General features: G+C 63.0%; 9 protein-coding genes. 2 read left to right on the forward strand and 7 right to left on the reverse strand.

The genetic code is table 11. The annotated features are described in order from the left end of the window. Positions 1-38: 38 nt before the first annotated feature. The 3 genes from E1956_RS30620 to E1956_RS30630 are packed head-to-tail and all read right to left on the reverse strand — an operon-like array spanning position 39 to position 4,349. Positions 39-1,145, reverse strand: coding sequence for a hypothetical protein (locus E1956_RS30620; RefSeq protein WP_134756277.1), 1,107 nt, complete (start codon positions 1,143-1,145; stop codon positions 39-41). Continuing rightward, on the reverse strand, positions 1,142-4,120 hold the full coding sequence (locus E1956_RS30625) for a patatin-like phospholipase family protein (protein ID WP_134756279.1): 2,979 nt from the start codon (positions 4,118-4,120) through the stop codon (positions 1,142-1,144). Before E1956_RS30625 ends, E1956_RS30620 begins: the two co-directional genes overlap by 4 nt. After that, positions 4,092-4,349 carry a hypothetical protein gene (locus E1956_RS30630; protein ID WP_134756281.1) on the reverse strand — a complete coding sequence of 86 codons (258 nt, stop codon included), beginning with the start codon at positions 4,347-4,349 and terminating at the stop codon, positions 4,092-4,094. The genes E1956_RS30625 and E1956_RS30630 overlap by 29 nt, the downstream gene beginning before the upstream one ends. A gap of 244 nt (positions 4,350-4,593) precedes the next feature. Here E1956_RS30630 and E1956_RS46365 point away from each other — a divergent pair, with 244 nt between their 5' ends. Together E1956_RS46365 and E1956_RS46370 are read left to right on the forward strand one after the other, a co-directional pair. After that, the gene (locus E1956_RS46365; RefSeq protein ID WP_167760174.1) at positions 4,594-6,096 is read left to right on the forward strand and encodes a hypothetical protein; all 1,503 of its coding nucleotides are present in this window, start codon (positions 4,594-4,596) and stop codon (positions 6,094-6,096) included. Further along, positions 6,093-7,718 carry a patatin-like phospholipase family protein gene (locus tag E1956_RS46370; protein ID WP_167760175.1) on the forward strand — a complete coding sequence of 542 codons (1,626 nt, stop codon included), beginning with the start codon at positions 6,093-6,095 and terminating at the stop codon, positions 7,716-7,718. The genes E1956_RS46365 and E1956_RS46370 overlap by 4 nt, the downstream gene beginning before the upstream one ends. 47 nt (positions 7,719-7,765) lie before the next feature. On the opposite strand, the gene E1956_RS30640 is transcribed toward E1956_RS46370, so the two are convergent. The 4 genes from E1956_RS30640 to E1956_RS47045 form a co-directional block, all read right to left on the reverse strand. Continuing rightward, positions 7,766-9,088: a TIGR00366 family protein gene (locus E1956_RS30640; protein ID WP_134756285.1), complete on the reverse strand. Its 1,323-nt coding sequence runs from the start codon at positions 9,086-9,088 to the stop codon at positions 7,766-7,768. Between the two features lie 194 nt (positions 9,089-9,282). Then, on the reverse strand, positions 9,283-10,116 hold the full coding sequence (locus E1956_RS30645; RefSeq protein ID WP_134756286.1) for an endonuclease/exonuclease/phosphatase family protein: 834 nt from the start codon (positions 10,114-10,116) through the stop codon (positions 9,283-9,285). A 62-nt stretch (positions 10,117-10,178) separates the two neighbouring features. Further along, positions 10,179-10,670, reverse strand: a complete 492-nt coding sequence (locus E1956_RS47040; RefSeq protein WP_232072115.1) for a transposase — start codon at positions 10,668-10,670, stop codon at positions 10,179-10,181. Between the two features lie 20 nt (positions 10,671-10,690). Beyond that, the gene (locus E1956_RS47045) at positions 10,691-11,527 is read right to left on the reverse strand and encodes an IS110 family transposase (protein WP_232072117.1); all 837 of its coding nucleotides are present in this window, start codon (positions 11,525-11,527) and stop codon (positions 10,691-10,693) included. Positions 11,528-11,947: the final 420 nt, after the last annotated feature.

Raw genomic sequence — 11,947 nt, forward strand, 5'->3', positions numbered from 1 at the left:
AGTGAAAAAACGATCATCGATTGATACATGGAGTCGTATCAACCGTCTCCATCCACCGGCGCTTCGGCGTCCATCGCAACCGCCGGCCGGTTCGGCGGCGGCAGCGTCGACCAGGTGACCTCATAGCGGCCGCCGTTCGGTGCGATCATGCCGATCTGCGCGAAGTAGTCGAGATAGCGGGTGATCTCGTCTTTGTACATCTGAATCTTCTTCTCCCGTTCGTCGGTTTCGCTCTCGTCGGATTCCCAGAGCAGTTTCTTCCATTCGGAGATGGCGTGCCGCGAGAAGCTGCGACGAAAGATGCCGTTGGTCGGGACGCCGTACACGAATTGATAGTAGAACACGCCCTGCCAGAGCCTGGCGGGGCACCGCCCGATCGGCACCGAGCCCAGGGTGATACTGTCGAGTGCCGCAAGCGTCTGGACCTGCACGAGGTCCACGAGCCGCTGCTCGTCCGCGTCCCGCAGGATGGCCACGATAGTGTCTTTGCGTTCCTTCATCCGCTGTTCGCGATGCAGTACGGCTAGCCACCAGGCCGTGATCACGAGAAGGTCGGCGAGGAGAAAGCGGTAGCGGTACGCCGCCAATCGGGTGACGGCGTCAAGTCCAACCTTCGACGACGCCATGTCTGATTGCGGCGTCAGCTTGGCGAGCAGCCAGAAGTTCTCCGCGTGCGCGGCGAGCGCACCCAGCAACACCAGGACCGTCGTGGCGGAAATCGCTGCGCGCCAGGCCACGACCGGATCCGTGCTCACTGTCGTCAGCCGCTTGTACGCGGCGCCCGCCGAAGCCAGGAAGAAAAGCGCGTACATGTCGACGAGGAGATTGTCCACCCACACCAGCAGGCTCTGAATCGTCGCGGTAGAACCCGTATGCGCTGCGCCGGACGCCGTCACGCTCACCATCTTCCCGAGCGCCACGCGGCAGGCATCGCCGTCTGGCGAGAGCAAGTAAAGCGATTCTCCCAGGCAGTCCCAAAGACTTGTCGAGAACCACCGGGTGGTGAGCAGCGACAGCACGATGGTCAGCAAAAGCGCCGAGACACCCAGGATCGGAATCCAGTACTGGCGCAACCAGACCCGCAGCACCTCTGCGAAGCTCTTGTCACGCCACCGGCGCCACAGCGCGTCCACAAACCGCTTCATGGTCGTCTCCGCCCCGGCGGCTGGCGCAACGGGGGGAAGTCGGCATCATTGAGGCAATGCGTGGCAATCCGTTCGCCGAGTTCCCGATAACTCTCGAACTGGCTTTCGGAGAAAAACTGATCGACCGTCGATTGATGGGGAAACGCATCGCGCGAACGCGAATACCCGTAGACGTCGACGCCCAGGGAGGATAGCCGGACCAGCGTCGGCTTGATGACGACGAGCTGTCCATCGGTGTTATGCCGTCCATCGGCGTTATGCTGTCCATCGGTGTTATTTTTTTCATTGGGCAAGGGGGGATAGTTGATCTTGCCAACCACGAAGCCCATACTTTTCGATTGCCGATCGCGGGCGGTCCCAAGGCGCGCGATATCGATTTCGATGTTCACGCCAAAGTCCACCCGGCATTTGCGAACCACGTTGGCGAGGTCGGCCATCGCGCGTTCGCCGTCCGCGGTGGCGTCGACGGCAACGATCTTCATGCAGCGCCGCCGCACCAGTTCATAAATGCCCGTGTTGTCGAAGTGCCCGCCGTCCGAGAGGTAGACATAGTTGCTGACTTCGGTGGCGTAACCGAACAACTCCTGCAGCAGCCAGATCAGGCCGAAGCGCGGGCTCGAGCGGCGCCACCCGCGGCGCCAGAGCGGATTGGGCGACCAGCGCCCGAGCCTCGCGTTGAAGATGGTTGCAATGAAGGCCAGCGCGGGTTTGCTGCCCTTGCCCTGGATCGCGCTGACCGCCGCGCCGGAAGTCGCCATGGCCATGCCGAGCGTGAACTGCTTCTGCTCGTCCTGGCGCGACGCCCATTCGCCTGCCTCGCGATAGCCGCCTGTTCTGCGCGAATCAGCGCTCAGGGCCGAGGCGCTGTCGGCGTCGCCGGTGCTCGGCCCGAGCGTGAAGCCGCAATGCCACGGCGAGAAGGTGAACGACGCGGCCTTGCGCTCCTGCCACGCGAGATTGGCGCCGTGGGTGATATTGATCGCCGCATTGAGGATGTGGACCGGCCGTACGGGCGCTTGCGCTCCGTTCCCGGCTTTCTGGAGTGCGACGAGCGCAACGTCGTCCTCTTCGTCGAAGCCCGTGAACGGATGCGGTTTGCGCTCGTCGTACCGGCTCGCGCCCAGATAGCAGCGCACCAGCCGGTTCTTGTAGAGGTTGTGCAGCGAGAACTTGTTGACGTCGACCCGTATGCCGAAGATCAGCAGGATAGTCCCGCACAACAGCAGAATGAACACGCTCAGATCGACATCGAGCATGTTCGAGTTCGCTGATTGGCTCCCGGCTGGAGTGGACCCGAAGCGCCGTAGCAGATCACCGGTATTGAGCGCATCGGTCTGACGCGCGAGGCTCTCGCGTAGCGCCTCGGTAAAGATGGATGGATTGTCTTGCGTGGAGTTCCCGCCGGCCGCTGCCGTCTTGCGATGCGCATCGGTGCCGGCAACGATGGGCTGCAGCTTCGTATCAGGCGGTGGGACGGACGGCCTGGCCGCCAGCTCCACCGTCGCCCCGACGCCGGCGGCAACGCCGATGAGCAAGCCCGCCACAACGACGCCTAGCGCGACGTCGAGCGCCAGTTCGCGGGCGACCTTCCCGAATCCCCGCTCCGCCTTGCTCGCGCGCGGCACCAGCAAGGTGGAGAGCAGGCTGCCAACCCAGCTTGCCCCGAGCACCGCCGAGATCCAGGGGCCGCTCGCGCGTACGGCCCACATCACGATGGGCACGGCATAAAACGCGAGACCGAATAGCCCGAGCCAGACGACACCCAGAATGGCAAACCACGCATTCATTCTCGACCACCACTCGCGCGTCTGCTCGAAATAAGCCATGCCGACAAGCCCGACGATTACCGAGCCCACCACCCCGAATGTCACGAGCAGCATGGGCGGACCGAAGCAGAGCAGCGCGGCGGCTTGCATGACGTCGGGCAGCATGATGTGCCCCGCCGGCGGGGCGATCTCGGGATTCGGATTGGGATTGGGATCGGGAATGAAGCATTTAAATGCGTGGTAATTCGCGGAGACGAGGACCACGCCAATGGCGATCGCCACCACGTACGCGAGCAGAAACGCGAGCGCTTCGGGGAACAACTGGCTTGGGGTATGCCCTTCCGCGAGTTCATAGCCGAGCCACAGGATTCCGGAGAGCAGAAGCAGGACGATGGCGCCGGCGGCCATCTGAATCAACGAGGAGGCTTCGATCCCGCGCGGCGCGAACAGATACATGCTGCCGAGAAGCGCGGTCAGCAGTCCGGGAAAGATCACCAGCAGCAGCACGCCCCAGGTCGTATTCATGAGTTCGACCTTGCCTGCGCGGTCGTCGCTCATCGCCCTGGATAGCTGAAACGCAATGCCGAGCGGAAAGAGGAAAAAGCCCGTCCACGACGCCGCATAGCCGACTTCGAGCCACAGGGAATGCATCGCCGTGATCGTGGGCACGAGCAGAAGCCGTGGCAGCAGAAAGCACACGGCGAGGAACGACACGAGCGCGATGAGGTTGAGCATGACGTTGCGGCACCAGGTGGCAACGAGCGTCATGGAATCCGCGGAAAGCGCGCCTAGCTGGGGGGCTAGATAGTTGCTGTACTGACGCAGCCAGGTCACTTCCGGCGCCTCGACATAGCCGTCCGTGCGTAGCGACTGCGATTTCAGCGCGTTGTCGACATAGCTCAGGCCTTTGCGATGAATCCATGCCGTCAGCCACGAGCCGATATAGCCGCCGCCCGAGACGGTGGACAGATAATCGAACTCGACGAGCTTGCCGCCTTTTGCAAGCGCCTGAATGACGCCCAGGCAAAACGTTGCTGAACGAATACCGCCGCCCGAGAGTGCGAGCCCGACGAAGTCGGTGTCGGCATGGGCCGGCGAGCCGCCCGCATTTTGGCCGCGGCGGATCGCTTCACGCTCCTGATCGCGGACTTGTTCGAAACCGATCAGTGGCGTGTTCTTGTCATGCTGGGCGGTATGCGGCGTGGCCATTGTCTCTCTCCGCTTTTTTGTCTAAATGTTTTGATACCTTATTGTTATCGTTACCAGAATCCTCAGTTAAATCCTGGAGAAAGGCTGCGTATGTGCGCGAACGCACAAAGGAGATTTGCGCCAGGCAAATGCCATTGCCTGGGTTGCAATCGCGACGACGCCATAGCCAGTGCTGCAGGACCATGTCATCCACCGTGTGAATGGACGGATCGCCGAACTTGATCGCCATGAGACACGCAAGCCTGTCTCGAGTGTGCCATTCGGATCGACAAGGGTTAACGTGAGTTTAGTTGCCTGCTACCGCAATCTATTTTGCTAAAAAGAATGAAGAATGCGGATTCCAGATTTCTTTAAGTTTTCGTTTCAACAACGTCATCAAACGTATTAGATTAGTTATCCAAAATAAACGTTCTTCAATCCCGGATTTTTACAAAATCGAAACGCGCCTTTCCTGGTCGTGGGGAGACAAGAGAATGTGTCGCATACTGCCCTTTCCGTTCCGCTTGACGTCTTCTGCCCTGCTGCCCTTGCTGCTCTCGGCCTGTGCGGCCGGACTGCCCGGCACGCACCCGGCAGCGTCTACTGCGTTCGTCAACACGGTGGCGCCCTCCTGCCCCCTTCGGACTTCGCCGCTTGAGCATGGCAGCGCCGCAGACGTGCTGACTGCCACGTTCGAGCGCGTGCGCACGGCCACACCCGTGGCGCTCGATCCGACCGTCAAGGCCGAGGGCGCCGCATTCGGCATCGAGCTCACCGAGCACAAGATCGGCTCGCCCATCCTGCACCTCTCGGCAACGCGCCTCGTCAATCACGACTCCGCGTGCATCAGTACGCTGGGGCAAACACTGGCCCAGCTAAAGTCGGCGAAGCCCGGCAGCGTCGAGTCCATCCTCGCCGCACGCATTCCATGGCTGGCCACGGAGGTCCTGCCCGCTTTGCCCGAGCCCATCGCGCAGGCAAGCTGCGGGCAACACGACGACTCTGCGGCGTCGAAAGCAACGAGCGCAACGCTGAACCTGATCAGCTTCGTGAACGAGAAGAAAGCGACGCTGCTTTCGAATCAAGCCGGCGGTGCAACCACCCCGTTCAGCACGACAGACAAGCAGGAGCTGTTGCCCTCATTGCAGCAGCTAGCCGGGCTGGAGCCCTTCCGTCTCGCGACGCTGCTCGCCGCCCGGCAAATCCTCGAAACCTTGCCCCAGGGGAACGCAGCGGCCATGGAGTCGCCGCAATTGATCGCGCTGGTGGCGATCTTCAATGCCTCGGACTTCCTGGCGACCTACTTCGATGCCTACTTTCGCGACAACCAGTTCATCCAGTTGAAGGTCAACGAGCAATCGCTCGAAACCGATGTCGTCAACACCGTCAAGAGCCGCCTCAACACCCCCCTGCCCGACGACGCGGCCAAACAGTTGAGCGCCACCGTCGCGGCGGTCTGCAAGAAGCTCCCAGGCGGCTGCGCATCGTCGCCGGCGCCCGGCACCGCCAGCTTCGTCACGCTGTTCGGCCAGAGCGTGCAGTTCAGCGGCGTCACCATCGCCTGGGGCGATACATCGTCGGCGCAGCCGTGGCGTCCTGCGTTCACGGCGCCGCCCGTGGGCACGTTCGGACCACAGATGGTGCAGGTGCTCATCGAAGCCCTGTTCGACGCCAACGGTCCGCATCCACAGGCGCTCAGTACGTCGACCGCGTGCGCGAGCGGGCTCTATGCGGCCAGCGAATGCACGCCAGCGCCGCAACTCGATGGCACGCTGGCCCGGATCGATATGGTCGGCAATACGACCCAGGCCCTCGTGACGACAGGCGTAGGCGCTGCGATTCGCGGCGGCGGCTGGGCCGCACTGAACAACGAAACGGTCGCCGCGCTGATCGAGACCTTCGCAGGTGTCACCACGCGCAAGGCGGTGCAGCAGGTGATGGCGTTCTGCGGCGGCGCGCCGTCCGCAAGCGTGCAGGCGAATGGAGAGCAGCCATGAATGCGTACCGGCGGCTGCAGCAATGGGCGGGACTCGCGGGCATCCTGAGCGCGCTGGTCTCGGGATGCGGCACACCGGAGCTCACGCCGGGCCTCACGCACTACAGCGCCACCGACGATGCGGGCGTCGCGCATGCCTCCGCCGCGGCGGATCCCCTTGTGGGCGTGGGAATTTCGGGCGGCGGCAACCGCTCGGCGATTTTCGCGTCCTACGTGCTCGAGCTGTTCGGGTCGCTGGCGGTCGGCTCGCCGTCCGGCACCGGCGTCCAGAGCTTTCTCGGGACCATCGACTATCTGTCCAGCGTATCGGGCGGGGGCTTCGCAAGTGCGTACTTCGGCGTCGGGTATCCCGTTGCCGCGCCGCAGGACTTCGATGTGCTGGTGAAGCCGAATCCCGGCGAGGCGGACCTGCAAGCCGCACAGCACATCGCCGCCTTCTTTGCGGACTGGCACGTCATGATGAATCACGACTGGCGGCGCGACGCGCTGGTGGGCGGCGAGGGGTCGGCGTTCAGCGCCTCGAATGCCCAGCGGCTCTCGAGTGCGATCGACGCGGCCTTTCTGCATGACCACACGTTTTCCGATCTGGATGCGATGGAGTCCGGCCAGCACCACCCCTACCTGATTTTCAACACCACGCACTACGACACGGGCCACCGCTTCGTCATGACCACGATCCCGCGAAGCAGCTTCTGCGTCGACACCCGCAAGCTGATTCAGGACGTGCTCAAGCCCGAAGGCCAGCATCTGCGGGCCAGCGAGCTCGGCACGCTGACCACCTGCGATCCCGCCGATGCCCTGACGCCCGAAGGCTTCGACTGGATCGGCAACGACGGCCAGACGGTCGAATCCGGCACGGTCCATCTCGCGCAGGCGGTAGCGCTTTCCGGCGCCTTTCCCGCCGTGGTCGGGCCGGTGGCCTATCGCATCAGCGGCGATCAAGGCTATCTGCATTTCATCGACGGCGGCATCACCGACAACAGCGGCATCGAATCGCTCACGCAGCTCTTTCTGCACAAGCTGATCGTGGCGCCGGACATGCCGCGCCGCACGGCCCTGATCGTCGAGATCGACGCGAGCAAGCCCTTCGATGCCGACGGCGCCGCGATTGCGGATAGCCGCCGTCCGCTCACGACGCTCGCCGCGGATCCGGGACGGCTCCCGGATATCCAGGAGGAGCGTGCGATCCTGTATCGGGGCGACCTGTGGGCCCTCGCGCGCAATCGCGTGCAGCCGGACAAGCACAACAAGGTCGCCTCGCCGCCCACGGGCGACCTGCTCTCGCGCGTCACGATCGTTTCGTTGAAGCATACCGACATCGACGCGGACAGCCTCACGATCAATGTCACGACCCCCGATCCGGTTGCGCGAGGCGGAGTGTGCCAGCACACCTGGACGCATGCCACGCTGCTCAAGGACGTGCGCAACCTGCCGACCGACTACGTTCTAAACGATCCATGCCAGGTCGAATTGCTGCGTGTCGCGGCCTGCTGGTCCGTGAGCCAGCATGCGGCCGACATCCGGCAGGCGTTCGCCGGCGCCGGACGCGCCGTGCCGTCGCGCGCAAGCCTCGACGCGCGCATTCACGCGCTTTGCCCGGAGCTGAAGACTCTGCCGCAGTGACGTGCGGCTGCTCACCAGGGGTGTGAAGGCGCGTAAAACCCGAACGCTCAGAAGAGATACATCCCCGCGACGAACACCACCCCCGAGAACAGCAAGGTGGTCACGCAGTAGCCCATGATGTCGCGCACGCCGAGGCCCGCGATCGCGAGCGCGGGCAGCGCCCAGAACGGCTGCGCCATGTTGGTCCACGCTTCGCCATAGGCGATCGCCATGGCCGATTTGCCGAGGTCCGCGCCCAGCGCCTGCGCCGCCGGCATCACGAACGGCCCTTGCACGACCCAGTGGCCCCCGCCCGAAGGCACCGCGAAGTTGATCAACGCCGAGCTCAAGAACACGAGCAGCGGGAACGTGTGGACGTTCGCGATATCGACGAACCACTTCGTGATGACACCCGCAAGACCCGAGTGGTCCATGAGCGCCTGAATGCCCGCGTAGAACGGAAACTGGATCAAGATGCCGGCGGCGCCCTTGGCGGCGGCGCCCACGGCGCGCGCGTAGGCCATCGGCGTCTTGTGCAGCACGATGCCCGCGGCCAGGAACACGAGGTTCACGGTGTCGATGTCGAGCGCGAAGCCCTTGGCGTGAAAGCGCAAGCCAAGGAACACGAAGCACAGCGCCGCCACCAGCAGCGAGAGCGCGCGGCTTTCCTCGATGCGCTCGGCGAAGGTCGCGTCGGGGCCGAGCTTGCGCTCGACGCTCGGCGGATCTTCGAGCAGCGCCGGGTCGACCGAGACGACGTCTTCGGGCTTCGGCATCATGAGGCGCACGAGAATCGGCAGCAGCACGATCAGGCCGATCGTGATGAACGCGTTATAGCCCGTGAAAATGGTGTGCGAGACCGGGATCAGGCCAACGGCCTTTTCCATCGGGTTGCCCTTCGTGGCCGCCACGAGCGGCACGGAGCCGGAGAGCCCGCCGTGCCAGGTGAGAAAGCCCATGTACGCAGCGGCGACGAGCAGCCGGTAGTCCGCGCCACGCACGCGCCGCGCCACTTCGCGCGAGAACATCGCGCCGAGCACGAGGCCGAACCCCCAGTTGATCGCACAAGCAACCGCCCCCACGAAGGCAACGAGCATCACGCCCTGGCCCGGCGTGCGCGCGCAGCTCGCCAGCGCAACCAGCATGCGCTTGACCGGCACGGAGCTGGCCAGCGCGTGGCCGGTCACGAGGATCAGGACCATCTGCATGGCGAACGCGAGCAGGTTCCAGAACCCCGAACCCCACATCAGGATCAGCGCTTCGGGCGGCTGCGGCGTGAGCGCGAACGCCAGCACGAAGGTCACGACGGTCAGGAGAATGGCGAAGATGAGCGGGTCGGGCAAGATCCGATGCACCACGCCCGTAAAGAAATGAGAAATACGCTGAATCACGATGGTCTGCTCCTCGTCTGCTGATACGGAATCGGCCGCTTGTTTTTTTGCTGCGAACCCTGGCGGCGATTCTTGCACATGACGGCGCAACGCGTGCGTAGCGCCGTCAATCCGAACCCGATCACAAACTGGAAGCTGCAGCCGGCCACCCTTGCGCAGGAGCGGCCGGTTGCGTTGAGCGGTTTTGGGGCAGCCTAATCGCTCTCGTCATCCGAGTCGACACGCTTTCGCTTCTTGGAGAGGGCGATCTCGACCTCGGCGAGCACTGGCGCATGATCGGAAACCCGTACCCAGGTGGTGCCCTTCTTCAGGAAATAGCCTAGCGGGTCCCCGGTCTCGACCAGCCTGGCGTTACCAGCAAACGTCGCCACTTCAGGCTGCTCAATCCTGACCACGAAATTCGCGTCATTGTCGTCGTACACCTCGTAGACGAATCCGTCGAGCTTGCTGCCCGATTGGTGAGTATTGTCGGTGGGCATGGCGAAATGACGGTGGTTGCAATTCATGTCCCCCCCCACCAGCACCACGTCTGCACGGTGCCGCATCCGCGGCGTCTCATCGAGATGATCGAGCAGCTCGTTCGAGTTGACGCCCCCTCCTCCGCCAGACGTGGCATGCAGCGTGATGAGGAGCACCCGGGCCCCATCGCCCGGGTCATCGAAATAGCCGGCGGCTGGAAAGCGATAGCAATCGTCCGCACCGGACCGGAAATTGACTTCCTTATTCCTGAGAATGCGCTTGGAGAAAAGCAGGTTCTTGCAATCGTTCTTTCCTTTCTGACCATCCGCTTTCTGGGAGCAATTCCACCATCCGTAGCCCATCGGAAGCTGCGCGGACGTATGGTTGGGCGTCGTAACCGCTGCGACCAGGTCTTTGCCGGCCTCGGTGATGAATCCGACATCGCCCCATTTACACAAGGCCAGCAAAATTTTCTTGCGTGCGTCGTATCGTTCCTTTTGTGTAGCGCTCCTGGGTGTCCCTATCGAACCGCCTCGTTGCATGTTCCAGGTAAAGACCTTGAGTCGCATTACAAGAACTCCCGTGTGGTGGGTTAGAGGTGGCCTCGCTCGTTCGGACAGTCTTCTGATTCCTAAGAAACGCCCCCGGTGGGTTGGAGGCAGAGGCCGAACTCAGCTGCCCGCCTGTGCAACTGCTTGATGACGCGCTCCTTGTAGCGCTGTTCGTAGTGGTCGGCTCCGGGGTCGACGTATTGCATGCCGAAGCGCATGGCGTTGTAGAACAGCACGGCGATCTTGCGCGCCGTGGCGGTGACGGCCTTGGCCTTGCCAATACGCGCGGCCAGCCGACGATAGAACGCGCCCAGCGCCGTGCTGGTCTTGCCCACCGTGACGGCAGCCAGGCGCAGCAGGGCGGCCACCCGATTGGTTGTCTTGCGCGTATGTGACGACAGGACTTTGCCGCCGCTCACCTTGCACCCTGGCGACAGGGTCAGCCAGGAGGTAAAGTGCTTGGCAGTCGGCCATCGGCCGAGATCGGTGCCGCATTCGGCGACGAGACGCACAGCCAGGTAGGGGCCGATTCCGTGGATCTGGGTGAGATCGACGCCAGCGAGCTGGTACATGAGACTACGCACGTCGAAGCTCAGCGCGTTGGGCTGTTGGGCCCGGTTGCGCGCCTTCGCCAATGGCTCTCGCGGGAGAGGCTTGTCGGCAGTAAGCATGGCCAGCGTGCGCTCGATCTGTGCATCGCATTCGTCGACGCGGGCCTGATAGAAGTCATACAGTGCCAGGGCCTGTTGCAGCGCGAAGGTGTGTTCGGGCAGGTAGTTTCCCACCGGGCGGCCCGGATCGTCTCGACGCTGGACTTGCAGTTGCGGTCACGCATTGCAGCCAGCACGCCGGGATCACGCTCGCCGGCCACGATGGCGCGGATGATGCGCATCCCTGTGGCTCCCGTCACGTCGGTGACGACATGGTGCAGTTGAAGGTTCATGAAGGTCAGCGCCTTCTGCATATGCTGGATGTGTGCAGCCGCGTAGTCCAGATGTCGCTCCCGAAGCCGCAGATAGGCCCGCAGGGCGGCAATGTCACCGTTGGGTCTGAAGCTTGGGCGCAACAGGCCGCAGGCATGGAGCCGCTGCAGCCACTGCGCGTCGTTGACGTCGCTCTTGCGACCTGGCACGGCGCGGGATTCGCGTGCGTTGGCCACGATTACCTCGAGACCCCGGGCCTCGAGTATTTCGTAGGCCGGAATCCAGTAGACGCCGGTCGATTCCATCGCCACGGTTTTGATCCCCAGCGACACGAGCCAATCGGCCATACGTTGAAGGTCGGCGGTGAAGGCCTGGAAAGTCTGTACCGGCTCGTCGCACAGGTCTGGTGGCACTGCAACGACATGGAACCGGGATCCAATGTCGATGGCTGCGGCCCTATCGTTGACGACAGGCAGACCTGTCGGCTTGCTGTGCAGTCTGGGCATGATCGAACCTCGCGATGGTTGGGCACGCCGGACGGGGGACTCGGATGGGGTCACATTCCTAAACGGGGTCGCACTGGGCGCCACCACAAGCGGGTCCGCAGCGTCCCCCTGGGCCAGGTTTTTTGACGGGGTCATTGCCTCCAAAATCGTAGCGGCCACTGTCCAGACGCATTTCAGTATAGGCATCTGCGCGTTTCTATCCATGGGGCCGTGGAATGCCGCGATGGCTGTTTTTTAAGGGAAACGTGATCCGCCTGGATTCTCCGCCAGGAAACTGCGTTTTAAATCGGCCGCTCCAGGAGTGGTAAAAATAATAGATGATGATTCGTAGTATGAAAAAGGAAGAAATGCCTGTTTTATTCTCGATTCATGCATGCGGCATTAATCCGGCCGGTCCTTTTCATTAAAGGCCACAAAAGC

Origin of the sequence: Paraburkholderia pallida, from assembly GCF_004524855.1 — a bacterium.
GTDB classification, from domain to species: Bacteria; Pseudomonadota; Gammaproteobacteria; order Burkholderiales; family Burkholderiaceae; genus Paraburkholderia; species Paraburkholderia oxyphila.